This is a genomic window from Mucilaginibacter sp. P1_A3, from assembly GCF_056406855.1.
Window position 1 is genome coordinate 26,260 of the sequence record NZ_JBFTZJ010000005.1, and the last position, 25,555, is coordinate 51,814.

27 protein-coding genes are annotated in these 25,555 nt (G+C 43.1%); 12 read left to right on the forward strand and 15 right to left on the reverse strand.

Annotated features, from left to right (window positions below; all coding sequences use genetic code 11):
* Nucleotides 1–143 precede the first annotated feature (143 nt).
* Nucleotides 144–785, forward strand: a complete 642-nt coding sequence (locus AC1D0K_RS11315; protein WP_295719483.1) for a hypothetical protein — start codon at nucleotides 144–146, stop codon at nucleotides 783–785.
* A gap of 156 nt (nucleotides 786–941) precedes the next feature.
* On the opposite strand, the gene AC1D0K_RS11320 is transcribed toward AC1D0K_RS11315, so the two are convergent.
* Nucleotides 942–1,826 carry an NAD(P)H-binding protein gene (locus tag AC1D0K_RS11320; RefSeq protein WP_477392664.1) on the reverse strand — a complete coding sequence of 295 codons (885 nt, stop codon included), beginning with the start codon at nucleotides 1,824–1,826 and terminating at the stop codon, nucleotides 942–944.
* An 83-nt stretch (nucleotides 1,827–1,909) separates the two neighbouring features.
* On the opposite strand from AC1D0K_RS11320, the gene AC1D0K_RS11325 reads away from it, so the two are divergent.
* A complete protein-coding gene (locus AC1D0K_RS11325) occupies nucleotides 1,910–2,326 on the forward strand; it encodes a winged helix-turn-helix transcriptional regulator (protein ID WP_477392666.1) in 417 nt (138 codons plus the stop codon).
* A 57-nt stretch (nucleotides 2,327–2,383) separates the two neighbouring features.
* Complete coding sequence (locus AC1D0K_RS11330; RefSeq protein ID WP_477392668.1) at nucleotides 2,384–3,718, forward strand: dihydroorotase; 1,335 nt, start codon at nucleotides 2,384–2,386, stop codon at nucleotides 3,716–3,718.
* Between the two features lie 286 nt (nucleotides 3,719–4,004).
* Here AC1D0K_RS11330 and AC1D0K_RS11335 read toward each other — a convergent pair whose 3' ends face one another.
* The 4 genes from AC1D0K_RS11335 to AC1D0K_RS11350 all read right to left on the reverse strand — a co-directional run bounded on the left by AC1D0K_RS11335 (nucleotide 4,005) and on the right by AC1D0K_RS11350 (nucleotide 6,504).
* Complete coding sequence (locus AC1D0K_RS11335) at nucleotides 4,005–4,472, reverse strand: GyrI-like domain-containing protein (RefSeq protein WP_477442314.1); 468 nt, start codon at nucleotides 4,470–4,472, stop codon at nucleotides 4,005–4,007.
* 82 nt (nucleotides 4,473–4,554) lie between these two features.
* Complete coding sequence (locus AC1D0K_RS11340; protein WP_477392672.1) at nucleotides 4,555–4,977, reverse strand: SRPBCC family protein; 423 nt, start codon at nucleotides 4,975–4,977, stop codon at nucleotides 4,555–4,557.
* A 20-nt stretch (nucleotides 4,978–4,997) separates the two neighbouring features.
* Nucleotides 4,998–5,438, reverse strand: coding sequence for an EVE domain-containing protein (locus tag AC1D0K_RS11345; protein WP_477392674.1), 441 nt, complete (start codon nucleotides 5,436–5,438; stop codon nucleotides 4,998–5,000).
* Between the two features lie 97 nt (nucleotides 5,439–5,535).
* Entirely contained in the window at nucleotides 5,536–6,504 is a 969-nt protein-coding gene (locus AC1D0K_RS11350) for a helix-turn-helix transcriptional regulator (RefSeq protein WP_477392676.1), read from the reverse strand.
* A 56-nt stretch (nucleotides 6,505–6,560) separates the two neighbouring features.
* On the opposite strand from AC1D0K_RS11350, the gene AC1D0K_RS11355 reads away from it, so the two are divergent.
* The 3 genes from AC1D0K_RS11355 (at nucleotide 6,561) to AC1D0K_RS11365 (ending at nucleotide 9,020) form a co-directional block, all read left to right on the forward strand.
* Nucleotides 6,561–6,977, forward strand: coding sequence for a putative signal transducing protein (locus AC1D0K_RS11355; RefSeq protein ID WP_295719498.1), 417 nt, complete (start codon nucleotides 6,561–6,563; stop codon nucleotides 6,975–6,977).
* Nucleotides 6,978–7,045: 68 nt separating this feature from the next.
* Nucleotides 7,046–8,056 (forward strand): glycosylasparaginase, encoded by a 1,011-nt coding sequence (locus AC1D0K_RS11360; RefSeq protein ID WP_295719500.1) that lies wholly within the window; start codon nucleotides 7,046–7,048, stop codon nucleotides 8,054–8,056.
* A 172-nt stretch (nucleotides 8,057–8,228) separates the two neighbouring features.
* Nucleotides 8,229–9,020 (forward strand): copper homeostasis protein CutC, encoded by a 792-nt coding sequence (locus AC1D0K_RS11365; RefSeq protein WP_477392679.1) that lies wholly within the window; start codon nucleotides 8,229–8,231, stop codon nucleotides 9,018–9,020.
* A gap of 286 nt (nucleotides 9,021–9,306) precedes the next feature.
* Here AC1D0K_RS11365 and AC1D0K_RS11370 read toward each other — a convergent pair whose 3' ends face one another.
* The 3 genes from AC1D0K_RS11370 to AC1D0K_RS11380 all read right to left on the reverse strand — a co-directional run bounded on the left by AC1D0K_RS11370 (nucleotide 9,307) and on the right by AC1D0K_RS11380 (nucleotide 13,070).
* Nucleotides 9,307–12,090 (reverse strand): hypothetical protein, encoded by a 2,784-nt coding sequence (locus AC1D0K_RS11370; RefSeq protein WP_477463057.1) that lies wholly within the window; start codon nucleotides 12,088–12,090, stop codon nucleotides 9,307–9,309.
* Between the two features lie 131 nt (nucleotides 12,091–12,221).
* Nucleotides 12,222–12,743: an O-acetyl-ADP-ribose deacetylase gene (locus tag AC1D0K_RS11375; protein ID WP_477392683.1), complete on the reverse strand. Its 522-nt coding sequence runs from the start codon at nucleotides 12,741–12,743 to the stop codon at nucleotides 12,222–12,224.
* 12 nt (nucleotides 12,744–12,755) lie between these two features.
* Nucleotides 12,756–13,070, reverse strand: coding sequence for a ferritin family protein (locus AC1D0K_RS11380; RefSeq protein ID WP_295719508.1), 315 nt, complete (start codon nucleotides 13,068–13,070; stop codon nucleotides 12,756–12,758).
* Between the two features lie 461 nt (nucleotides 13,071–13,531).
* Here AC1D0K_RS11380 and AC1D0K_RS11385 point away from each other — a divergent pair, with 461 nt between their 5' ends.
* From AC1D0K_RS11385 to AC1D0K_RS11395, 3 genes are all read left to right on the forward strand, one after another.
* Entirely contained in the window at nucleotides 13,532–14,344 is an 813-nt protein-coding gene (locus AC1D0K_RS11385; protein WP_477392686.1) for a sterol desaturase family protein, read from the forward strand.
* Nucleotides 14,345–14,454: 110 nt separating this feature from the next.
* The gene (locus tag AC1D0K_RS11390) at nucleotides 14,455–14,991 is read left to right on the forward strand and encodes an outer membrane beta-barrel protein (RefSeq protein ID WP_477392688.1); all 537 of its coding nucleotides are present in this window, start codon (nucleotides 14,455–14,457) and stop codon (nucleotides 14,989–14,991) included.
* Nucleotides 14,992–15,156: 165 nt separating this feature from the next.
* On the forward strand, nucleotides 15,157–16,398 hold the full coding sequence (locus AC1D0K_RS11395) for an arsenic transporter (RefSeq protein ID WP_477392690.1): 1,242 nt from the start codon (nucleotides 15,157–15,159) through the stop codon (nucleotides 16,396–16,398).
* A gap of 7 nt (nucleotides 16,399–16,405) precedes the next feature.
* On the opposite strand, the gene AC1D0K_RS11400 is transcribed toward AC1D0K_RS11395, so the two are convergent.
* Genes AC1D0K_RS11400 through fdhD form a run of 3 tightly spaced genes read right to left on the reverse strand, consistent with a single transcriptional unit; the run spans nucleotide 16,406 to nucleotide 19,941 of the window.
* Nucleotides 16,406–18,739, reverse strand: coding sequence for an FdhF/YdeP family oxidoreductase (locus AC1D0K_RS11400; RefSeq protein ID WP_477442318.1), 2,334 nt, complete (start codon nucleotides 18,737–18,739; stop codon nucleotides 16,406–16,408).
* Nucleotides 18,678–19,091 carry a DUF7009 family protein gene (locus AC1D0K_RS11405; RefSeq protein WP_477392694.1) on the reverse strand — a complete coding sequence of 138 codons (414 nt, stop codon included), beginning with the start codon at nucleotides 19,089–19,091 and terminating at the stop codon, nucleotides 18,678–18,680. Before AC1D0K_RS11405 ends, AC1D0K_RS11400 begins: the two co-directional genes overlap by 62 nt.
* Nucleotides 19,075–19,941 carry a formate dehydrogenase accessory sulfurtransferase FdhD gene (gene fdhD, locus AC1D0K_RS11410; RefSeq protein WP_477392696.1) on the reverse strand — a complete coding sequence of 289 codons (867 nt, stop codon included), beginning with the start codon at nucleotides 19,939–19,941 and terminating at the stop codon, nucleotides 19,075–19,077. The genes AC1D0K_RS11405 and fdhD overlap by 17 nt, the downstream gene beginning before the upstream one ends.
* A 122-nt stretch (nucleotides 19,942–20,063) precedes the next feature.
* On the opposite strand from fdhD, the gene AC1D0K_RS11415 reads away from it, so the two are divergent.
* The 3 genes from AC1D0K_RS11415 (at nucleotide 20,064) to AC1D0K_RS11425 (ending at nucleotide 21,314) form a co-directional block, all read left to right on the forward strand.
* Nucleotides 20,064–20,306, forward strand: coding sequence for a MoaD/ThiS family protein (locus AC1D0K_RS11415; protein WP_090649787.1), 243 nt, complete (start codon nucleotides 20,064–20,066; stop codon nucleotides 20,304–20,306).
* A gap of 151 nt (nucleotides 20,307–20,457) precedes the next feature.
* A complete protein-coding gene (locus AC1D0K_RS11420) occupies nucleotides 20,458–20,886 on the forward strand; it encodes a GNAT family N-acetyltransferase (RefSeq protein ID WP_477392698.1) in 429 nt (142 codons plus the stop codon).
* A 5-nt stretch (nucleotides 20,887–20,891) separates the two neighbouring features.
* Nucleotides 20,892–21,314: a molybdenum cofactor biosynthesis protein MoaE gene (locus tag AC1D0K_RS11425; RefSeq protein WP_295719526.1), complete on the forward strand. Its 423-nt coding sequence runs from the start codon at nucleotides 20,892–20,894 to the stop codon at nucleotides 21,312–21,314.
* 145 nt (nucleotides 21,315–21,459) lie between these two features.
* Here the strand turns inward: AC1D0K_RS11425 and AC1D0K_RS11430 are convergent, their stop codons facing one another.
* The 4 genes from AC1D0K_RS11430 to AC1D0K_RS11445 all read right to left on the reverse strand — a co-directional run bounded on the left by AC1D0K_RS11430 (nucleotide 21,460) and on the right by AC1D0K_RS11445 (nucleotide 25,476).
* On the reverse strand, nucleotides 21,460–22,524 hold the full coding sequence (locus AC1D0K_RS11430) for a ThiF family adenylyltransferase (RefSeq protein WP_477392701.1): 1,065 nt from the start codon (nucleotides 22,522–22,524) through the stop codon (nucleotides 21,460–21,462).
* Nucleotides 22,524–23,708, reverse strand: coding sequence for an NTP transferase domain-containing protein (locus AC1D0K_RS11435; protein ID WP_477392703.1), 1,185 nt, complete (start codon nucleotides 23,706–23,708; stop codon nucleotides 22,524–22,526). Before AC1D0K_RS11435 ends, AC1D0K_RS11430 begins: the two co-directional genes overlap by 1 nt.
* Nucleotides 23,689–24,159 (reverse strand): cyclic pyranopterin monophosphate synthase MoaC, encoded by a 471-nt coding sequence (moaC, locus tag AC1D0K_RS11440; RefSeq protein WP_477392705.1) that lies wholly within the window; start codon nucleotides 24,157–24,159, stop codon nucleotides 23,689–23,691. Before moaC ends, AC1D0K_RS11435 begins: the two co-directional genes overlap by 20 nt.
* A 120-nt stretch (nucleotides 24,160–24,279) precedes the next feature.
* Nucleotides 24,280–25,476, reverse strand: a complete 1,197-nt coding sequence (locus AC1D0K_RS11445; protein WP_477392707.1) for a molybdopterin molybdotransferase MoeA — start codon at nucleotides 25,474–25,476, stop codon at nucleotides 24,280–24,282.
* Nucleotides 25,477–25,555 lie beyond the last annotated feature (79 nt).

Consider the following 25,555-nt stretch of genomic DNA (forward strand, 5'->3'; position numbering starts at 1 on the left):
TAACCTTAAGTATCACTTTTACGTTTAAACCACGAATTGAAAAGAACCCGGGAAAAGGAAATTATAGCAAAAAAATATGCAAATATCTTTATTGCTGACCTTTATCGCCTAATTCTCCTCAATTGTAACTTATAAATTCATTGATGAAAAAACACTTATTTACACTTCTATTTTTAATTACAGCCGCAGGTGCTGCAAACGCTCAAATTGGTAAAGGTCACTATTATATTGGTGGCAATTTTAACTACAATTACGATGGTTACGGGTATACCAATACCTTTACCTACGCAACCGGATCAACAGTTTATACCAACCATGGCATCTCTAACCTGCAAATAAATCCCGACTTTGGATTCTTCCTTTCAAACAAGTGGTCGGTGGGCATCCAGCCGGGTTACTCACGCGTTGGTGGTACCGAAACCTCTGCTTATACCGCATTGATTAATAGTGGCACTACCAGCTATACCTACAATCATAAATACCATAATGATGCCCTTTCGTTAGGCGTACACTTTCGTTACTATTGTATGCTGACGGATAAAATAGGCGTATTCCCGCAGTTTGGAGTTACTTCGGCACATGACGTTAATAACTTTAAATCGGGTTCGCTTAATGTTGGCGGTAACCCTAATATAGTGTTTTTTGCTACACCAAAACTTGCTGTAAACCTTGGTTTCGGTAACCTGCAATACACCCATGATTATCAAACAAAAACCAACTCCTTTAACCTTGGCTTAAACACCAATATCAATTTTGGAGTGAATTATTACTGGGGAAAGAAGTAGGACTTTTGGATCAAGGAGCAAGGATTTTTGAACGAAGGACTTATAGACAAAGGACTTTCGGATGAAGGATTTTTGGACGAAAGACTTTTAGACGAAGGACTTTAAAGAAGCCGCCCGGTAATTTTACGGGGCGGCTTCTTAATTTTATGGGGGATCTTATCCGTTGTATTTATCTGCAAATTCTTTTGCAAATGTTTCCAGGTTTATTTTACCGGGACTGGTTGGTTTATGCAGATCGTAATCTTCCCATAATTTCCCGCTGCGCAAACCTACCCCCATTTCTACGAAGTTTTTGGCCATTTCTTCGGGTAAGCCGGCTTGCAGCATTCCATTCAGGGCCTGCTCATCACTAAACTCTATCCATGGCAGGCCAGGCTTGCCTATGGCATTACCTAAAACGGTGGCAACCTCGCCGGTGGTACGTTCGTCGCTTACAATATAACGTACACTTTTGCCTGTAAACTCTGTTTGAATTTCTTCGGCAAGCGCTGCAGCTATGTCTTTTGGATGTACCATGATCAGCCTCATATCTGCAGGATAATTTGAACCGATGATACCCTGGTGCTTAATCAGTTCGATATCGTTGTAAAAGTTCACGTAAAAGAAAGGCGCGCGAATAAATTTGACAGCAACGTTTTCCAATTTATTCAATATACCTTCCACATCGTGAATGCCCTTTATAGGCCCTGTGCCGGCGTCCAGATGCGCGCCAATGCTGCTTAAGCCAACAACCCGTTTTACACCCGCCTTCCTGATAGCTTCGGCATAACTGTTACCGGCATCGTTCATATACTGTCTTAAATTTTCTGCACCAAAATTTGGCGGCACCATAGCATATACCACATCGGCCCCGGTAAATGCTTTTGCCAAAAAATCCGCATCGGTTACCGAGCCTATGGCTGCTGTAGCACCTAATGCTTCAATGGCGGTCACCTTATCAGCATTACTGCTAATGATGGTTACCTGATGACCTGCCCCAATTAATTGTATTGCCAATGGTTTACTGATATTTCCTAATGAACCTGTTACGATGATTTTCATAATTGTATGTTTTGATTTGTTGAGTACAAAGTTATATTTGTACTTACTTTTATACAAGTACTTACCCTAAAGTATGTATCATCATGACCCAAATTAAAGAAGCATCAACCATACAGGAAAATAAACAAGCTGCCTTTAAAGAGTGCCCCGTAACTTATGTTATGGAGCGCATTGGCGGATATTGGAAACCCATTATATTGTTTCACCTATTAGCAGGCAGTAAGCGGTATAGTGAAATAAAAAAAGCCGTCCCTGGCATTACCGAGAAAGTGCTTATCCAGCACCTGAAGCAACTGGAAGCAGATAACCTGGTAATTAGGGAAGCAAGACCAGTGGTACCGCCTTATGTTACCTATCGGCTTACCGCTTCGGGTATGGGTTTAAGGCCGGTAATGTACGCCATGGCCAACTGGGCTGTTGAGGATAGCGAAACAAACGGAACCCCTATGTATAAAAGCCTGGGTAACTTTCCCGAGACACCAGAACTTGCAGCAGTTTAACGATTAGCAGCTTATTATTTAAATTATAAATTTGCTGATCAATAAATCAAAAATCCTATGTCTACAATTCTCATAAAGAGCGCTACGATAGTTAATGAAAACAAGCAATATGTTGCCGATGTTTTGGTGAAAGACGGCTTGATTGACCGGATTGACGCGCAGATAGATATCCAGGCCGATAAAGTGATTAACGCGGAGGGCTTATACCTGCTGCCGGGTTGTATTGACGACCAGGTGCATTTTAGGGAACCTGGCTTAACTTATAAAGCAGATATCCATTCAGAATCGCGCGCTGCCGTTGCGGGTGGTATTACTTCTTTTATGGAAATGCCCAATACCGTACCCAACACTTTAACCCGGCAACTGCTTGAAGATAAATATGAGATAGCATCACGAAACTCACTGGCTAACTACTCGTTCTTCATGGGTGCATCCAATGACAACCTGGAAGAAGTACTGCGTACAGATACGACTAATGTTTGTGGCATTAAAGTGTTCATGGGATCATCAACCGGGAACATGTTGGTTGATAACCCGCAAACGCTGGAAAATCTTTTTGCCAGTTCGCCTATGCTGATAGCGGTACATTGCGAGGATGAGGCTACCATAAAAAGCAACCTGAACCACTACAAACAATTATTGGGCGAAAATATTCCGGTGACGATGCACCCGAAGATCAGGAGTGCCGAGGCTTGTTACCTGTCATCATCAATGGCTGTTGAACTGGCAAAAAAGCATAACACCCGCCTGCATATTTTACATATATCAACCGCGCTTGAAACACATCTTTTTGATAACACTACGCCTCTAAAAGATAAGCGCATTACTGCCGAAGCCTGCGTACATCACCTATGGTTTACCGATGCGGATTATGAAACCAAAGGCAACCTGATTAAGTGGAACCCGGCCGTAAAAACCGAGGCCGACAGGGATGCTATTTTGCAGGCCGTTTTGGATGGTAAAATTGATGTTATCGCAACGGATCATGCACCGCATACCATGGAGGAAAAAGCGCTACCATATCTACAGGCTCCGTCTGGTGGCCCATTGGTGCAGCATGCCCTGCCTGCCATGCTGGAACTTTACCACCACGGCAAAATTAGCCTCGAACAAATTGCTGAAAAAATGGCCCATAACGTGGCTACCTGTTTCCAGTTGGATAAGCGCGGCTTTATCCGCGAAGGCTACTGGGCCGACCTGGTACTGGTTGATCTGAATAAACCATGGAACGTAAACAGCAGCAATATTTTATACAAATGTGGATGGAGTCCATTTGAAGGCACTACCTTCCGTTCAAAAATAGCTTACACCCTGGTATCAGGTAATGTAGCTTATGCTAACGGTAGTTTAGTTGAAGGTAACGTTGGTAAACGACTGAATTTTAACAGGTAGGCTATATTGTAATTTTGAGAAATTAGGGATTACAGAATTTTCTGTAGCACAAAAAAGACGCTTGTTTTCCCAAAAACCTTTGTCATCCTTGAGGTATGAAATCCGGGGACTCCGGGGGAGAATTGACACCTTAAAAGGTTTGTCATCCTGAACGCAGTGAAGGATCTATTCGCAGACTTACAGGGCGAAGAAGCATGGCGAATAACAGATCCTTCACTGCGTTCAGGATGACAAAAGTCTTTTTTGCAACAAAAGTAAAATTTGGAACATTCTCCCAATTTTAACCCTACCTCACTCCCACATAAATTTCCACTTCCGCATCTTGCGGGTTTTGGGCTTTTGCGCCCCAAACATCAAAATCAGCAATGTAAGTACGCTGAAGATTGCTGTTCCAGATCAGTTGCCATGCTTCGGCCACACAGTTTGGCAGTGGGCCTTTGGCTATGTACTTTACATAATCAGCATGGGGCACAGTAAGACTAATCAACCCTTCTGGAATGTTATCCAGCGAACTTACTTTACAGCCCAATACAGCGATGTAGAAGCCTGTATGGTCAGTTTCATAATCGGTGTAAACACAATAGATCTCATCGGTTAACCGGTCTACAATTTGCAGCAATACATTACCCTGCATAAACCTTCCCCAAAGCTCACCAATATCCTTTGCCGATTGCCCGTTTTGATTGGTCGTTCGTACCGAGATCCCTTCTAAAAAGAACCCTTTTATATGCACATCCTCCGTTATACTTGTCATTACTATTTGTTATACTGATATATAATTAACTTTTAATCAATTTTTTATAGATATTATATAAATAATCTCTACACCATTAAAATTATTCTATCATTTTTCTTAACTCCTCAAAAACACCTTTCCAGTTTTGTTCAGAATGCTCTTTGGCTTCTTGGTTTTTTACGTTATCCTGGGTAATAGTCAACTTAGTTTCGCCATCTTTTTCGGCAAGGCTGTACGTAATATTGGCGTAGTTTTCGGGCTTATCTTCAGTTCCGCCCATGCTGCTCCAATAGCTATATTTTACAAACTTACCCGGGTCAATGTCAAGGATTGTTCCCTTATCCTGGTATTTATTCCCGTCCCATTCACCACTAAATGTAATGGGCTCCCCTACCTTCCAGCTCGACTCTAAATTGGTACCAAAAAAGTATTCTTTTACCATGGCCGGGTCGGTGAGTCCTTGCCATACTTTGGCTGCAGGAGCTTTAAAATTAATCTCGGTATTTACTTTTAACTTTTCCATAATGCCGTGTTTTTAATTGTTTATTTATCGTTTACCGGTATTGATTCATCTGTTAACATGTGCGTTTTTATCAGCCCAAAATCGTGCCCGTTTATCTCAAGAAAGCCAAACCTGAAAGGGTATCCCCATGACTTTTTATTGGGGATAAAATCGAGCTCATTTACCAAAGGCAGGATAGGCGTTTGGATACATTTGTAATAGTTCACATTGCGTCGGTATGGGATAAAATCTTCGCTCATTTTATGTTGATAGATCTCATCATCGGCAAGCTGCCCAATGGCGGTAAAAGCCTGCAACGGCTCCGTTCCGTTCATGCTTTGTTTAGGCGAATAGATGATCACCCAATCGCCTGCAGCCATGCGCCTCAATGGTGCCGGCTTGCCGTGGTTGGCCTGCATAAAACCACCGGCTATGCCCCGGGATATATGATCTTTTGATACTACGGTTATCCAGTATTTCATGATGCTGCTGGTTTATTACAAGCAAAAACATGACCAGTATGGCCAACTAATTTTTAATTGCACAACAAAGTAATAACCGGCAAGTGACAGCAGTATGTCAGTAGAGATTTGTTTCCTGCAGATTTTTTTGACTGATGGTCATGATAATGGCGCAAACCCTGTCTTTTAGGGAATCTGGTTTGATGATCTCGGCCTTATCGCCAAACATCATAAACCAACGGGCAAAACCTTCTATAGACATGGTTAAAAACGTCATCTCAATTTTATTGCCGATGGTTTTCTCTGATACAAAGCCGCTGTAATACTTTTGATGATCCAGGTAATTAGAGATCTCTTTATCCACCCTGATCACTACCAGTTCCAGGTGTTTTTCTTTGGCGGTTTGGGCAATGTATGCCTTTAGCGTTGGGTGTTTACTGTTATTATAAGTGGTATCGGTAACTACCAGCTTGCGGATCCTGTCAATCCTGAAATCGCGATAATCGTTACGTAAACGGCAATAGGCTATCAGGTGCCAGAAGCTATCGAGGAAAACCACGCCAACGGGTTCTACATCGCGTTTGGTAAATTCCTGGCTATGCCAGGCAAAATAATCAATACATAAAACCTTTTTATAAATAATGGCATCCAGTATGGTTTGAATATGATCATTATTATTCCCGGCCCGCTTCTGGCTGTGGCTCTTCAACACCTCAATACTGCCATCCAGGTTCTCCAGCGCGTCCTTTTCGGATGTTTTTAGTACCGCCCTCACCTTGTACATAGCCGATTGGTATTGCGCGTTGGTGGTGGCATCGGTAAGTTTTTCAACAAATTTCTCCGCGGTTAAAAAGGCTGTAGCCTCTTCGCGGGTAAACATTACGGGCGGTAAACGGTAACCATCCATAATAGAATACCCTACCCCTGCCTCGCCAATGAGCGGAATGCCGGCTTCTTCAAGCGTTCTGATGTCCCGGTAAACCGTACGCAGGCTGATGTTAAAGCGTTCAGCAATATCGCCGGCTTTTACCACCCTGCGCGATTGTAACTGAATTAAAATAGCCGAAATACGGTCGATGCGGTTCATAGCATCAAATTAAGCAAAAAACAAGCTACATTTGTATAATTATTTCACTTACCACTATGGCTACCGAACAAGACGATAAGATTATAACATTTGAGAATTATTATGATGTTATGCTGGCGCATATTGTACGCACCAAACTGGAGGATAATGGAATAGCCTGCTTTATTGCTGATGAAAATACCATTACGGCAAACCCTATTTATAACCAGGCTATAGGTGGCATTAAATTAAAAATATTTGAACGCGACCTGGAGCGTTGCCGCGCCATACTGGCCGCCGATGGCGATTTGCACGACCAGGACCATATTGAAATAGACGAAGAAACCAATAACCTGGTAATTTGTCCCTTTTGCGCCTCAACAAACGTTGGCCCTACCGATCCGGGGAAGTTTGCATCATTTATTTCGGTAGTACTGCCCTTTGTTAACAATAAAGCATGGCATTGTTTTAACTGCCAGCAGGATTTTGAGTAAGCCTTTGCGCATTGTATCAAAACACATACAATCCTTTACTTTTTAGCTGATTTAACTATCTTAGCGGTATGTATAACCGCCGCAAATTCATCAAAATATCAGCTGCAGGCGCCTCACTGGCAGCACTTTCAAACTCAGCCATAGCAAAAGCTATTTCAATAACACCCGAGCCTGTTTTACCCGTAGTTATATCTACCTGGGATTTTGGGATCTATGCCAATAAAGAAGCCTGGAAAACTTTAGAAAAAGGCGGTCGTGCGCTTGATGCTATTGAAGCCGGTGCCCGTATACCCGAACAAACTGACATCAGCAGCCATACTGTTGGCCGTACAGGTTTGCCTGACCGCGACGGGCATGTAACCCTTGATTCGTGCATTATGGATGAGTTTGGCAACTGCGGTTCTGTAGCTGCCATGGAAGATATTGCGCATCCCATATCGGTAGCCCGGTTGGTGATGGAAAAAACCCCGCACGTAATGCTGGTTGGCGAAGGAGCTACCCAATTTGCGGTAGAGCAGGGCATGAAAAAAGAAAAACTGCTAACGCCGGAGTCTGAAAAGATCTGGAAAGAATGGCTTAAAACGGCCAAATACGCCCCGGTAATGAATATTGAGAACGGCCACAAAGCCGGCGATAAATATAACCATGATACCATAGGTATGCTGGCCATTGATGCCAAAGGCAATATATCTGGCGGTTGCACTACCAGCGGAATGGCCTTTAAGCTGCATGGCCGGGTTGGCGACAGCCCAATCATAGGTGCAGGTTTATATGTTGATAACGAGGTGGGCGGCGCTACATCAACCGGTGTTGGCGAGGAAGTGATTCGTAATGTAGGCAGTTTCCTGGTAGTTGAGCTGATGCGCCAGGGCATGTCGCCGGAGGATGCCTGCAAGGAAGCTGTGCATCGTATTATTAAAAAGAAACCCGAAACTGCCAAGCAAATACAGGTAGGCTTTTTAGCCATCAATAAAAAAGGCGAATATGGCGCGTACGCCATACAAAGCGGCTTTTCATTCGCGGTATGCAATGCCGAAAAACAGGATTTGCTGATTAAAGGAAAAAGCTATTATAAATAGGTTTAACAGCCGGCATTATGCAGTTCTCTGTTGGCAGATACATGATAGGGGATCAACACCAGCCTCAACGGAAGTAATATTAAATCACAAATTAAAAACATCATCAGCTAAAAACAGTTAGCTATACATCAAACTTTTGTTCTGCTAAACTGATACTATTACATTGAAGCCCATGCCCGATATCACTAAACAAAAACATCAAAGCGGTAATCCTGTAAATCGCGTTTCGCTTGAGGTTTGCGCCAATTCTGTTACATCAGCAGTAGCCGCCCAGGATGGTGGAGCTGTACGGGTTGAACTTTGCGAAAATTTAAAGGAAGGTGGCACTACGCCATCTGCCGGGCAAATATTATTAGCCCGAAAACTGCTTCATATCAAATTATTTGTGTTGATAAGGCCCCGTGCCGGCGACTTTTTATACACCGATCTGGAATACGACGTGATGTGTGCTGATATCAGGTTTTGCGCCGAAGCAGGCTGCGATGGTGTGGTAATAGGTATGCTTAATGCTGATGGCACTATTGATAAGGAACGCAGCCTGGAAATGGTGCGCCTTGCCAAACAACTGGGCCTTGGTGTTACCTTTCACCGGGCATTTGATATGTGTATAGACCTTTACCATGCCCTTGAAGACATTATTGAGATGGGTTGCGACCGGATACTCACTTCGGGCGGTAAAAGTTCGGCAATGGAAGGCGCAACAGTTATAAATCAATTGGTGCAAAAAGCCGCGGGGCGTATAGCCATTATGCCCGGCGCCGGCGTAAGTGAAGCCAACGTTGCTGACCTGGTACATTTTACCGGCGTTACCGAAGTACACTCCTCAGCCCGTTTGCCGGTTCGCAGTAAAATGCAATACAAAAACGATCATATCGTGATGAGCGATGACCCCGGTGATGAATTTACTATTGACCTTACTGATGTAGGCAGGGTTAAAAAATTAATTGAATTGGCTAATAAATAATAGTTAAGTAAGAATTAGATAAATAACTTTTAGATACGTCTTTGCGAGTTGTAAAATCCAGAGACTGTGAAGGAGAATTGACGATTTAAAAAGAGTTTTTTTAGCCACCACGTCATTTGCGAGGTACGAAGCAATCTCTACGCAGGACGGTCGATATGCATGTCGAACTTTTTCATTCACCCTGTAAAGCTTGGAGATTGCTTCGTACCTCGCAATGACGAGTTTAGAGAAGAGGGATCAAAATCTTGATTCTTGACTCTTAATTCTTGACTCTCTCCTCTCTCCCCTAAAAAAACGTCACCGGCAAAACCAGTTCTATCCTGTTACGCCCGGTTCCGCCAAAAACGTCCTCATCCAATAGGCGGCTGTACCTTATCCCGAAGGAGATACTATTTTGATTAAAGAATTTGGTATCAAAAAACAACGTGCCTCCTGCCGAGCGAAAGTTTTGCTTAAAGCCGCTGCCATCTATATAAAAATCATCAGATGATGCATGGGTATAATCAAAAAACAGGGCTCCGCGCAGGCGCAACAGGTAAATTATACTGCCAAAACCCGCATCGGGATAGGCGATAGGGAAATGATAGGCAAGGCCTAACTTATTCATATCATCTAAACTTTGCGCGGTATAGCCTTTACTAAAAGGAAAATCATTGGAGTAACTGATTACATTATCCTTACCTTTTTGCTGGTGCGCAAGCTTGATCACAAAACTGTGGTTGGTTATTAGTCCGGGGAAATAGAACGTACCTGATGCCAATAACTGCGTAGCGCTGGTGCCGCCTATAGCCGTTTTATAATTTACACTGATATTTTGTGCAAAACTGGGGTATATATTTTTTTTCGCCCGCTGTGTTTGGTTCCCAAATGAAATAGAATTATTTAAATAAGTATAACTCCTATTGGCAAATTGCGCTGCGTATGGCTGCTGAAAGCTGGTACGGTTAAAATATAGATCGCTGCCAAAGGTAAGGTTGGTAAAGTGCTTACCTGCCGAAAATGTAAGCGGAACATCTAAACCGCCATGCAGCTGGGTTTCGTTCCAATAAACATAATTGCCTTTGGTAAATCCACGCCGGTCTAACGTATAATCGACCCCGGCAGATAGATAGGGGAACAACGCACCGTATATGGCATCAAAACCAAACTGTTTATAACCCTCATTGCTGTTGTAATCAAAAGAAATTTCAGACTGGAGGGTATTTAAAACGTTCTCGCCCGTAATAGCAAACGAATAATTAGGATCGCTGATATTAGGTATCAGGCTGTGAAAATTAAACAGCCCGTGCGCTTTGGAATAACCCGTAACCGGCAGCGGTTTATTAACCACGGCAGCCAGCATATTAGCCGATGAATCTTTACTTAAAGCCTTAATACCAAGCTCGGGCAGGGCCGAGTTTACGTAGATATCCCCTGCATCGACCCATTTCAGGTCTTTTTTATTTGCTTCCGTTATTTTATAACCTGCCGCGGTAAACCCTACCCATGCCATTTTATGATCAGATACTGCGGGCTGATAACTCCCTATTGCTGAATTGTTGGCAGTTGGCAGCAACTCATAAAACTTATTGGCGTTTATGATCAAAGCAAATAACCTATCCTGTGTATCAGCAACGTTTGTAAAATAAACGGTGTCGCCTTTAACCGCTATAAAACCAATGGGCTTAAAAGTGAAAGGCAATAAATATTTAGCATCACCTGTCTCTTTATTAATAAGGGCCAGACTCATTTTACCTTCAACATCCCTCACTGCCGAGATCAACTCACCATCGTTATAAAACTTTGGATAGGTATAAAATAGCTTTTGCGGATTGGGCACAGCTTTAAGCAAGTCGCCGCCGGTACTTAAAATATGTAATTGACTCGCACCCGATGGGCCAACCTGTACTGTTACAATACTTTTACCATCGGCACTAAAAGCGGGTGCAAAGTATTTGGCTTTTTGGGTAATGCGGTGTTCTTCGCCGGTATTAACATCCAGCAGCATCAGCTCACTATAATCGCGGTAGCCCCAGCGCATATCAGCACGGTAGGATGCGTAAATTATTTTACCATTGTAGGAGTCAAAATAATTATCGAGGGAGTAGGAGCGCGTAGCTATTTTGCGCTCGGCATTGCCCGTTTTCACCACAAACGCAGGGATATGGTCATAGCTGCTTTTCATATAAATGAGCGTACTATCGTTTACAAAAGCAGGGTATTCACGGTCGGCATCAAAATGTTTGGGCGTTTTTATATTTTGAGAATCATCCTGGAACCGGGCTTTAAAATTATCAAATGCCAGGTTGGTAAATGCTTTAAAACTTGTACCAGTATACTTTTTTACCGCCCTTTGAAATGGATAAAAGCCTGTGTAAAAACCAGCGGCATCATGGGTGATGCTCTTCCAGATGTTATCGCCATACTCTTCGCGCCCGTAGGATACAAGCATGTAACCCAGCGGATAATGATCTGGCACATAATCACGATATGAACCATTGCGCAGCTTCATATAGCTGTAATTTTTATCTGCAGCCCATAAGGCCCTGTAACCATTAAAAAAGTAGGGTAAGCGCCCCCTGCCCTGCCGGCTTACATGAGTTTCGTTAAATACGGCATCACCTTCAAAAAACCAGTTGGGTACCGATAGGTCATTCCCCAAAGCCTGCCCGCCCTCGCCAAAAAGGATATGCAGAAAGCGCGACAGCCCCACATTAAAATTATTATACTGCTGCACATGCCTGTACTCGTGAATAGCCAGCTGATTTACCCAGGGCAAGCTGCCAATATCAAAACTATTTTGTTCGGGCGTTAAAAAAAACTCACTCCTGAAAGGCGCCAGCCCCACATAGGCATTGGCTATAGTAGTTTGATTTTGCAAAACGATGCTGATCTGCCTTTGTTTATTGCCAATGGTTGGCTTTACCAGGCCGTTCATCTGTTGTACAATATTGGCAACCTTTATCCCGGCAGAATCCATCCCCGCGGGAAAAATAACTTTAGCCGCCGCCGTATTTACCTGTTTCCATTTAATTGATGGCGGGTTGCCGCCAAACACCTGGGCGCCGGCAACACTTGCCGTTGACAGCAACAAAGGCAGAAGTAATTTTTGAGAAATTTTACAGACCGAGGGGTATTTGTTCATCAAGGGATGAAAGTAGGTACAATTTGTAATTTAAACAACAGAGGCATTGCATGGCGCAAAGCTACTATCAGAAACCATTACTTCAGCAAGTTTGTATATATGCCGTAATTCTCATCATCAAAACAAACAAAAGTTACCTGTTTAATACTTTCATTATCGGCCAAAAAATCCCGGACGGTTTTTATGGCGATAGCGGCGGCCATTTTTTTAGGGAAGTGGTAAATACCCGTACTTATGTTAGGAAAAGCAATAGTTTCCAGGTCATTTTCGGCGGCCAGTTTCAAGCTGTTTAAATATGCCGAAGCCAGTAAAGCATCTTCGCCCTTGTCACCACTGCTATAAACCGGCCCAACCGTATGGATCACATACCTGGCGGGCAGGTTACCGCCAGTAGTAATTACAGCCTCGCCGGTTTTGCAGCCGCCCTGCCGGTTACGTATCTGGATGCATTCTTCCAATATGGCTTTCCCCCCAGCCCGGTGTATAGCGCCATCAACACCGCCACCACCTAACAACGAGGTGTTGGCGGCGTTCACAATGGCATCAGCCTCCATTTTGGTGATATCGCCCTGTACCAGTGTTATTCTTCCTTCGGTCATCGTAAAATAAATTTATTCCGCGGCTTCTTCGCCTTTTGAGCCCAGCTCAACAATATTGCCTTTCTGAAACAGGATGGCTTTTAAAGTGGTACGCCAAACCGGTTTTTTACGTAGTAAAAATTCCAGGTCCATACCAAAATGTTTAAATTCTTCCTGCTGGGCATTTTGCATAATGGCTTTAGCATCTTTGTCGGTTTCAACAGATATGCGTTGCTCGTACCAGTTAATGGCTTCGGCTTCTTCGGTAAGGGAAACAATCATCCTGGCAAAAGTGCGCGTTTCGGCAGATAGTTCGTTTACGGGTTCGTGGTATTGATCAAATGACATAATGTTTTTTTATTGATAAAAACATTATGCGTCAATTTTGTTTGGGCGGATAGATATTTAGAAGGATTACAGATTACACAACTGATTTATAAGAGCTTGCTTCTAAGGACCTCTGTAAACTTTCGTCCCCTCAGGGGCTCTCGCAGAGGACCCTGAGGAACCATGCAGGTCCAATTGCATAGTATTATACTTTGCAAACGGCCTCAGGATCCTCTGCGAGAGACCTGAGGAGACAAAAGAATTACAGATTACACAACTGATTTATAAGAGCTTATTCCTGAGGATCTCTGTAAACTTAAAGACCTAAATAAATTAAAGAATTATTAACAAACAGGCAATTCTTCAACATTCGCTCAGAATTTGTATATATGTTTGTTACATAGTGGTATATTGTTTTAATTGTTTCACAAACATTAATAACCCCAACTTTAATTTATAACGCAATAGCCCAGGAATATCAAATGCCGATTCAATCATATATCTCCAAACACCAGGATATAGTACAGCTGATTTATTTTGCCATGATCCTTATTTCTTTATGGGGTAGCGAAGTGGTATTTACCAATAATTTATTTGGCGAAAAGCTTAAACATACCCGCGTAAACCTGCTATTTATTGTTACGGCATTGCCCATCCAGTTATTCATGATCAGTTTGGTATTGCTGATAACTGTTTGGACCCATCAGCATCATTGGGGATTAATTAATTATTTACCGTTTCATAAAAACGCCTGGGTATATTATATCAGCCTGTTTATCCTGATGGATCTTTGTGAATATACCTATCACGTAATTATGCATAAGTTTGATTTTCTTTGGAAATTCCATCTTGTACATCATAGCGATTTAAAGGTGGATGTATCAACCACGGTAAGGGAGCATCCGGGTGAAACATTTGTAAGAACCAGCTTTTTAATGCTTTGGGTATTTTTGCTTGGGCCTGTAGCTACGGTTCTTGTTCTGCGGCAAACGGTACAAACATTCTCAAACATTGTGGCACATACCACATTCAGGCTGCCCAGGTATATCAACAATATTGTTGGGTTAATTTTTATTACGCCCAATATACACCAGGTTCACCATCATTATAAATTACCCTATACCGATTGTAATTACGGCGATGTTTTAAGTATTTGGGATCGCATTTTTGGCACTTATGCCGAACTGGAACCCCAGGAAACAGTATTTGGGATAGATACCCATATGGAGCCATCTGCAAATGGCAGGTTTATAAACGTACTTAAAATCCCTTTTCAAAAACTGAAGCGTATGTAACGCGCGGTTAAGTATATCCCAATAAGATGAAGTTATCGCAACCGCTAATTTATTTTGTTTTTTTGTTGTTGATAATCAATTGTAACAAAGGTTACGGGCAAAATAGTATCATGTCAAAATTCTATTTTCCAGGCCAGTTAGGTTTAAGTTTCCCCCATGTTGATGATCAAAAATTAAATTTAAAAAAAGGTTTTATGCTTACCACAGCGCTGGAGTTTAGGCCGGTTGATGGCAATGCCCTATTTATCAGATTTAATTATGATGCGATAACCAACCATTACCAGGAAGTTTATTTAAACTCCCCCACTAATGTTAACACGGGTAAACTGTCTTCCTCTATTTTTTCTCTCGGTTTGGGATATCGCCACAAGGCGGGAATTTTTAAATTATTTGGCCTTTTGCAACCCGGCTTAGGTATCAATAATTACGACAAGGTAAATTTTAACACAGAAACAATTAGTGTAGAGCAGGTAAGCCGCAGGCATTTATCATTTAAAATTACTGCAGGCGCGGAGTATTACCTGGCCGAGCATTTTGCATTAACAATTGAGCCATCTTACTTTTACCTATCTCCACGCGGAAATTACAGGTTGCTAAACCCGCAAAGCTTAAATCTTAGTTTAGGCTTTACAACAACGCTGTTTTAAAAAACCGTAAGCACTTGTCTCTTATTTAAAACGTTTCGTCCCCTCAGGGTCCTCTGCGAGAGACCCTAAGAACACAAAAATAAAACGTATATGCTGCTTAATGTTGATTTTTTATGCAGAAACTTTTCCTGTAGCTGGCTAAATTATAACATCTTTGAAAACAATATGAGTCATATTTACATCTGGATAATTTCCTTTTTGGCTATAGCAGGCGTTATTATAAGGCCATTTAAAATACCCGAAGCTGTTTGGGCCCTGGCAGGCGCTGTGCTATTGCTTGTTTTGGGGTTTATTTCCTTTTCGGACGGGCTAACCGGTATTGGCAGAGGCACCGATGTGTACCTGTTTTTAACCGGCATGATGTTGCTTGCCGAAACCGCGCGTGAAGAAAAACTTTTTGATTGGCTGGCTGCACATGCCACCAGGATGGCCAAAGGATCTGCAAACCGGCTTTTTTTATTGATTTATATCGTAGGTGTTGTAGTTACCACCTTTTTATCAAACGATGCCACGGCTGTTGTACTTACCCCCGCCGTAGCCGCGGCCGCCAAGGCGGCCAGGGTTAACAAACCTCTTCCCTACCTGCTTATCTGTGCCTTTATTGCTAATGCGGCCTCTTTTGTAATACCTATATCCAACCCGGCCAACCTGGTGATATATGGCCGCCACATGCCACCCTTGCTGCACTGGTTGCATCAATATGCTTTACCCTCATTTTTTGCCATTGTTGTTACCTATTTAATGCTCCGTTTTACGCAAAGGGCTGCCCTGAAGGAAAAAATAGCGACCGATATACCTATACCTAAGCTATCCACTGGCGGTAAAACGGCTATTATAGGCATTGCGGCAACAGCCATCATTTTACTGGTTTCTTCGGCATTTGATATTCAACTGGGTTTGCCTACTGCCATTACGGGGATACTGACTTCGGCGATAGTTATTATTAGTGCCCGCAAAAATCCGTTGATTGTGATCAAGGGGGTATCATGGGCGGTACTTCCGCTTGTAGCCGGTTTGTTTGTAATTGTTGAAGCACTCAATAAAACAGGTATCACGCAAACATTAACCAGCCTGCTTCATCAAAGCGCAGCAAATTCAGTAACGGGTACGGCCTGGGGCAGTGGCATAATTACCGCTGTTGCCTGCAACCTCATGAATAACCTGCCAGCAGGCCTTATAGCAGGGACTGCTGTACAGGGCAATTTACCTGAGCTTGTAAAAAGCGCAATCCTTATCGGTGTTGACCTGGGGCCCAACCTTTCCATCACCGGATCGCTGGCCACCATCTTGTGGTTAGTTGCACTGCGCCGCGAAGGGCTAAACATAACCTTCTGGACATTTTTAAAACTTGGCGCATTGATCATGACTGTTGCTTTGCTCTTTGCAATAGGCGCGCTTTGGATATAATGAAAAATCAATCTTCAAAAGTGTAAACTACTTTGTGTTTCTTGATGCTGATAAATACCAGTTTTGATGTGGGCGTATTACTTTTTTCGGCCACACTGTCAATCGGGATCAGTACATTGGCTTCGGGATAATAAGTAGCGGTGTTACCTTCGGGAATGTTGTAGGGCACTATCACAAATAGCCGTGCCACACGTTCAACCCCGCCAAAATTATTATATAGATCTACACGTGAGCCTGCTTTGAAACCGGCTTTGGCTATATCCCGTTCATTCATAAAAATCACCCGCCGCTCATTGTGGACGCCACGGTAACGGTCATCCAATCCGTAAATTGTAGTGTTAAACTGGTCGTGACTGCGAATGGTGGTCATGCGGTATTCATCGACAGCCATTACGTGTTCGGGCAAGCCGGCAATATTAAAGCCCACTTTATCACCAAATTCCTTACTGTTAAACTTACCTGTTCGCGGTCCGTTTGGCAGATAAAAACCCGCGGGAACGCGCACTTTTTGGTTATAGCTTTCAAAACCGGGGATAACTTTGGCAATGGCATCACGCACAGCGTCATAACTATTGGCATAGGTATCCCAGTTAACCACCGACCGGCTACCCAAAGTAGCTTTAGCCAGGCGACATACAATCTGGTTCTCGTTCAGCAGATCTTTAGAAATGGGTTCCAATATGCCTTTCGACATCTGGACTACCCCCATGGAGTTTTCACAGCTCACAAACTGCGCCTCGCCCCCAACCATGTCTTTATCACTGCGTGAAAGCGTTGGCAATATCAAAGCTTCATCGCCGTGCACCAAATGGCTGCGGTTTAGCTTGGTTGATACATGGACAGACATTTCGAGTTTGCGCATGGCATCAGCCGTGTAAGTGGTATCCGGCGTAGCCGAAAGAAAGTTACCACCCATGGCAAAGAAAACTTTGAGCTTACCCTCATGCATGGCTTGTATTGATTCAACCACATCGTACCCATGCTGACGTGGTGGCTCAAAGCCAAAAACCTCTTTAAGCTTATCCAACTGCTGGGGAGTGGGCTTATCAAATATCATCATGGTACGGTTACCCTGTACATTACTATGCCCGCGTACAGGGCAAAGGCCCGCGCCGGGCTTACCAATAGCGCCCTTTAACAGCGCCAGGTTAACAATCTCTTTTACAGTATCTACCCCGTTTTTATGCTGCGTAACGCCCATGGCCCAGCAAATAATGATGCGGGTTTTATCCTTCAGCATATCGGCTGCCTGCCCCATCTGCGCTAAGGGTATACCACATTCATCTGCCAGGTTATCCAGATCAAACTGGTTTAAATGGTTAAAGAATGCCGTGTAGCCTTCGGTATTGTTCTTTATAAATTCATGATCAAACACCTTGCCCGGGTTTTCCAGCTCGGCTTTGTATAGCAGCTTTTCAATTCCCTTAAGCAGGGCCATATCACCATTGATCTTTACCTGCAGGTAAAGATCGGCCAGTTGAGTTGTTATTCCGATAAAGCCTTTTACAGTTTGTGGGTTTTTAAAACCCATTAACCCGGCCTCGTGAAGTGGATTTACAGCGATGATCTTTGAGCCGTTGTGTTTAGCCTTTTCCAGGGCAGTAAGCATCCGTGGATGGTTGGTACCCGGGTTTTGCCCTATGATGATAATGACATCGGTATCATAAAAATCGTTAAGGGTAACTGTTCCCTTACCAATACCGATAGCTTCTGACAAACCAAAGCTGGTTGATTCATGGCACATGTTTGAGCAATCGGGCATGTTATTGGTACCATACTCGCGAATAAACAATTGGTAGATGAACGATGCCTCATTACTGGTGCGGCCCGATGTATAAAACGCTGCTTCATTTGGCGATGCAAGGCTATTCAGCTTATCGGCAATTTTTTTAAACGCATCATCCCAGCCAATAGGTTCATAATGTGTAGCACCTTTTGGGAGATACATGGGTTGTGCTATCCGGCCCTTTTTACCTATCTCATAGTCATTCAGTTTAGCCAGATCGGCAACCGAATTTTGGGCAAAAAATTCGGCAGTGAGCTTTTTAGTGGTGGCTTCTTCCGCGAGAGCTTTCGCCCCGTTCTCGCAATACTCGGCAACGGGCGACCTATCGTCATCAGGATCGGGCCAGGCACAGCCAGAACAATCAAAGCCATCCTTTTTGTTCATTTTGAAAAGGCCTTCCATGCCACGCACAAAGCCAGATTCTTTTAATATATCAACCATGGCAACAGTTACAGCAGGAATGCCGGCTGCCCATGTTTTTGGTTTAGTGACTTTAAGGTCGAGCAGTCTCTCCGGGTTCTCCGCCGCCGGCTGTTTCTTGTCTTGTTTGCTCATATTTTTCGTTGGCTAAAGGGTTGGGGTAATTATCACTCTGATCTTCGGCCACACTATCCAGGCAGGTAAAATCTTTCTCAATTAATAAATGCAGATTGCCATGTTTGCCTTCAAACCCTATTTTATCGGTATCAGCAAACTCTTTGATCACCTGCTTAGGCACAAACAGGATAATGGTATTCTCCCTGAATATAGATGATATATGATCATCATCAACCAGTTTAACGGCATAGTATAGTTGTTGGCTCCCAAAGTCAACTTCCTCCTGCAAATGGCCTTCCTCAGCCAGTTGTGAAACATCGCTTTTAGTAAGCCGATATCTTAATGAGTTGCCTTTAATACGTATTTTCATAGTTTGATATCAATACGCGGTGCGCCGCAGTGTAAATATTAAAATGCTCATTACGCAGAAACCCTACCAGGGTAATGTTAAATTCTTCGGCCAGTTGTACAGCCAGGCTTGACGGCGCGCCTATTGCTGCAATAATATTAATACCCGCCATGGCGGCTTTTTGCACCAGCTCAAAACTTGCCCTGCCGCTTAAAAGCAATACGGTTTGCTGTAACGGAAGCCAACCATAACCAAGTGCGGCGCCTATTAATTTATCAAGCGCGTTGTGCCTGCCTACATCCTCGCGCAGCAATAATAATTCGCCTTGTGGGGTAAATAAAGCCGAGGCATGCAAGCCACCTGTATCTGCAAAAACGCGCTGATGCCTTTGTAATATCACTGGCAACTGGCATAAAATATCAGGAATTACGGTATCATGATCTGCATGCGGCTCAAAACTACTTACTGTCCTGATGGCATCTATAGATCCTTTACCACATACGCCGCAGCTTGATGTGGTATAAAAATTACGTTCTGTATTTTGCAGGTGAGGTACAACACCTGGATTTAGGCTTACCTGGATCACGTTTTCCTTGTTTTCGGCACAGGCAATAAAGGTGTGGATAGTTGATGCAATATCATCTGCATTTTTGATAATGCCTTCTGTAAATAAAAAACCTGTTGCCAACTCGGCGTCGTGCCCCGGCGTACGCATGGTGACCGAAATATTTTGAACCTGTCTTTGCCCCTCCTGTCCATACTCCAGCCTGATCTCCAGAGGTTCCTCAATAGCAAGTGCATCTGTTGTTTGAATACTGGTTACACCAGCAACTTTAACAATAGGTATTTGGTATGTGGTTTTACAGGCCATACTCAAATATACAATTTAGCCGGCAAGTTGTTTGGACTCAAAGCCCCCAAAAGGAGCTGTTTGTATCTAATAAATTTACTTTCACATATGCATTTATGCCTTTTTTGGCCTAATTTTGAGATATGAAGATCAATGTACTTGCTTTTGGAGTAACAAAGGAAATATTCGGAAGTTCGTTGGTTAGTCTGGAATTAACCAATGATGCCACTATTTACAATTTAAAATATGTACTTGAGCAGCAATATCCGCGCCTTAAACAGCTTGCATCATACATGGTTGCCGTAAATAACGAATATGCCTTACCCGGAGATACTATTCATGAACGCGACGAGATTGCAATTATACCACCGGTAAGCGGAGGCTAATCATTGAAGCAAGGATTTTTGGATAAAGGATCTTTGGAGTAAAGATTTCTGGATCAAGGATTAAGGACTTATTTTCTTTTCGTTTAAACATATATAAACCATGATCCTTGTTCCTTATTCTTTATTCTCTTAATCATTTATCCTAAAAAAAATGGGCATCAGAAAGGCCACAGCGGATGATCAGCCTTCCATATCAAACCTGCTGACACAATTGGGCTATCCCGGAACGGAAGCCTTTTTACCTGAAAACCTGGCACAGATGTTAAGTCAGCCATGGTCTGATGTACTGGTGTATGTTTTGAAGGATAAGGTTGTAGGGGTTATAGCCTTTGATTTTTTAACACAACTGGCAGTTAAAGGCAGTTTTGCAAGGATAAGCTGTTTTGCTGTAGATGAAGATGCGCGCGATAAAGGAGTTGGCAAATTATTGGAAGAACATTTTACCAATTTGGCAAAAGAGAAAAAGTGCGACCGGATAGAAGTGCACTGCCACTTGCGCAGGGTTGGCGCACATCGTTTTTATGAACGCCAGGGTTACCATGAATCGCCAAAATATTTTTTCAAATCATTAATTGATTAGGTGCTATGAACAACATACAAATATTACTTTCGACAGAAACTCTGGATACACAAACATGCATTGATTGGATCATGTCGCCAGAATCTGGTGGGATAGATGTATTTATCGGCACAGTGCGCAATGCCACCAAAGGTAAAGCCGTTTTAAAACTCGATTTTGAAGCTTATGAACCCATGGCTTTTAGCGAAATGGAAAAGATAGCCAAACAAGCCTTTGAAAAATGGCCCGTGCAGAAAGTTTTGATCCATCACCGTACGGGCACATTACAGGTTGGCGAAATACCTGTGATCATTGCAGTATCCGCTGCACACCGGGATGCAGCCTTTGAAGCCTGCCGTTATATTATTGATACCCTTAAGCAAACTGTACCTATCTGGAAAAAAGAAGCTTTTGAAGATGGCGAGGTTTGGGTAGCAGCACATCCTTAGGGGAATTTAAAACTCTAAACCCTAAACTTCAAATCCTAAGCTCTAAATCCTAAATTCTAAGCTCTAAACCTAAAAGATTAATCCATTTTTAATTATGCTGGATTAGTGCAATTCGAAAAAATTCGTGTAATTCGTGTTAATTCAATTACTCAATAATCCCATTATAGCTTGTCAACCCACCCTCCAGAGATAACACATCAGCCTCGGGTATCCTTTTCAGGATCAGCTTTACCGCTTCGGCGCTTCTGTTGCCGGTTGAGCAGTATAATACTTTAGTATTGGTACTGGTAAAGTAGGGCATGTCCTCTTCCAACTCGTCTAAAGGAATATGGGTACCTCCTATATCATAGGCGTCACGTTCCTGAATTGTACGTACATCAATTAGTTCAAGAGTATCATTTTCCTGCATGCGCTTTTTGAGTTCCTGCGCAGATATGGTTGGAAAAGTAACCGTAGTAGCTAAGCACCTGATATGCGTTTTGGTAACCGAACCTATTTTAATAATACGACTTTGCATGCTTTGCGCATCAAAGATCAATATTTTGCCGGCAAGCAGCTCACCTGTATTGGTGATATATTTGATCACTTCGTTGGCCTGCATGCTGCCAATAATACCTGCCAGTGTAGGTATCACCCCACCCTCGGTACAATTAGGAATCTGGGTAGCATCTACCTGCGGGAAAAGGTCACGGTAATTGGGCGATCTTTGTCCATCCTTATTCGTTACATTCCATACTGCTACCTGGCCTTCAAACTGGTAAATAGCACCATAAACTAATGGCTTTCCGCTTAAAACACAGGCATCGTTTAGTAAATACCGGGTCTCGAAGTTATCGGTACCATCAACCACAATATCATATTGGCTTACAATTCCCAAAACGTTATCTGAGGTGATCTTTTCTCTGTGCGGCACCAGTTTTACACCCGGGTTTTGCTTTTGCAGGCGTTCGCAGGCAAGCATAACTTTTTCCTTCCCCACGTCGTCCGGTGTATACAAAATCTGGCGATGCAGGTTACTTACCGATACCACATCAAAATCGGCTATGCCTATTGTACCCACTCCTGTTGATGTAAGGTATTGTGCTGCCGGGCAGCCAAGGCCCCCCGCACCTACTATCAGTACTTTTGCCTGCTGTAAAAGTTCTTGTATAGCATCGCCGAATCCTGGTAATGCTATTTGGCAACTATATCTCAGATCGTTGGTATCCATTAGTTTGTGGCTGTTTTTTGGTGTATAACCCGTTTTATTCTTTCCAGTTCCTCCGGCGTATTCACATTGGTTAATGCCTCCGGCTCGGGCGCGTTCAATAGCGCGATATCTGTATTGATAAGTACCTTACGCGGACAAGAATATCCCTGCGCTAAAAACGACAATAACACAGGATAACTTTTCGGCTCCCAAATAGCAATAAGCGGTTCGGGAAAATCAGTTACCGGGCTGTGGTAGGCTGTTGCAACAGACGAACTGTTTCGCCACGCTACCAGGTTACGCAAAGTGCCTTCATCCATTAAAGGCAGGTCGCAGGCAATTACCAGCCAGGCGCTATCCGGCCTTTCCCTAAATGCCGATAATATCGCCCCAAAAGGACCAAGCCCGGTAAAGGTATCTTCTAAAGATGGATATTGGACATCAATCTCTGTTTGCTGACCGGGCCTGCAGGAGATAAAAACTTCGTTACAATAAGGTTTTAACATATCGGCCATGTGGTAGCGCTGCGGCTTACCATGCCAATTTACGTTGCCCTTATCAAAACCCATGCGGAGGCTTTGCCCACCGGCCAAAACCAATCCGTTTAATACGGGTTTGGCCTGTTGCAAATTGGTTTCAAAAAAAGCGATTATCTTTTCCCTGTCTGATAATTTGTAAATGGGGATCTGCTGCCAGTTTGGAATGGCCTCCTTTATAAAATCAAACAGATCATCGCTATTATCGGCTAATAAAAACAATTTTACATTGGTTAATTGTTCAACCCGTTTTTGCAGGGATGCCTTTTTATTAATATCGATAATAACAGCCTGCGCATTGGCCTGCTGGTGGTTACCATTTACCAATACCAGGTCGGCATTGGCAAATTGCTGCTTAAGCTGGTAGGGCATCAGCGGGTTTTGAAAGTTGAACTGCTGATAATTTACCTGGTTGGTATAATCTAATATAGCCCTGCTTGCAAGCCTGCCCGGCATCTGTACAACATCATCATTGTGAGTTGTATCGGCATAAGCGCAATTATAGGTTGCCGATAACGCTGTTATGATATCATCGGCCAATAACTTTATTACTGTACATGGGCCGCCAACAATTGCCCATTCATTTCTGCCAAAATTCCCTGTGGATGGCCTTGCCAGTTTGGCGTGTTTTTTATGTTTGCCTTCGGGGCTATGCTCGTTTAAAATCACGTTTACCTCCTGTTTTTGCTATCAGTTTGGTTTCTTTTATCACAATATCGTGGCTCATGGCCTTGCACATATCATATACGGTGAGTGCTGCTACTGATGCGCCAACCAGGGCTTCCATCTCAATACCCGTTTTAGCGGTAATGCTTGCGGTACACTCTATCACTATTTCCTGCTGTTCATTTACCTGTACAGTAACCTGGCAGTTATCCATGCCCAAAGGATGGCAAAGCGGTATCAGCTCGCCGGTTTTTTTTGCGGCCATGATACCTGCAATGATCGCCGTTTGAAAAACGGGGCCTTTTTTGCTGATCAGATCACCATCAATTAAATGTTGCAGCACTTCATCCGGCAAAACAACAATACTACGCGCGGTAGCCGTGCGATGAGTAACCTGCTTTGCAGATACATCAACCATTGATGGGTTGCCTTGTTTATCTATATGGGTTAACATATTCAATTTTATCTGAACTCGAATTAAACGAATTTTTAGAATTTAAGAATTGCTTTGCCAATGGTAATTTATGTTTGCGGAAATATTTCAGGAAATTCTATAAATTCCTGAAATTCCGGTTCAGACAAATCTCCATATCCTAAACACCTCTCCCCTTTTAAAATCTTCCCTTTCCATAGGTAATTCTAAAAATGCTTCGGTATCTGCTAAGTTAGCAAAATCACCTGAACCATTTCCTTCTACCGGCGAAGCTATTAACTGCCCTTGAATATTACTGTTCAATTTTACCTGCAAATAATACTGCAAAGCCGGCTGAAACCGAAAATCTTTATCTATTACAGCATAAACATGCGGTTGTTGCGGCAAGCCTAAAGTTGCTCTTAACCATGTTAAAAAATAACGATGCAAACACATGAATGTGGCCACCGGGTTGCCTGGAAATGCAAAGACCAGTACTTTGCCCTGGTATGTACCAAACCAAAACGGCTTACCGGGGCGTTGCGCTACTTTATGAAAAGTTTTTTCTACATGCAGATCCTCCAGTGCCTGTGGGATGTAATCAAATTTCCCCATCGAAATGCCACCGCTTAGCAGCAGCACATCATAATTTAGCAGGCATTGCTGTATCTGTGCCTTCGTAATTTCGGGATCATCCGGAATATGCAAAATATCTGGTTGGAGCCCCTGTTGCTGCAAAACTGCTTTTACAGTATAGCTATTGGATTTGCGGATCTGATATGGTGATGGCGTTTCATGTACATCAACCAGTTCATCGCCCGATGAAATAATAACCACTTTAGGCATTTTTTTCACCAGTAAATGGGTTTTACCAACGGATGCAGCCAGGCTGATGATTGCCGGCGAAACCAATTGGCCCGATGCTGCCAGTACTTCACCCTGCTTTTTATCAGCGCCCCGTACATGAATATTTTGGCCTTGTTTAATCTCCTGTACGTGAATACTGGCCAATCCTGCCCTGATCTCTACATCTTCGTACCGGATAATTGTATTGACCGATACAGGCAATACCGCCCCGGTCATGATCTCGATGCACTCGTTTAACTCAGTAATTTCTATTGGTTCATCGCCCGCGGCCTGGGTTGCCTTGATACGGAACGTTCTGATACCCTCTTGAATGGCTTGGTAATTTATGGCTATGCCATCCATAGTTACCCGGTTAAAAGGAGGCAGATCACGATCTGCCTTTATAGGCTCGGCCAGTACTTTACCTAATGCCAATTCAAAGGGTATGGTTTCTTCGCCATAATTCTTTATTTGGGCAAGTATTAGTTTTTCGGCTTGTTCAACAGTTGTCATAGTTTTAGTTAAAAGCTAAAGGCAGAAAGCCTAAAGCGTTTTCCTTAATCTTCGAAGTGTATAAATATAAAAACCGTCA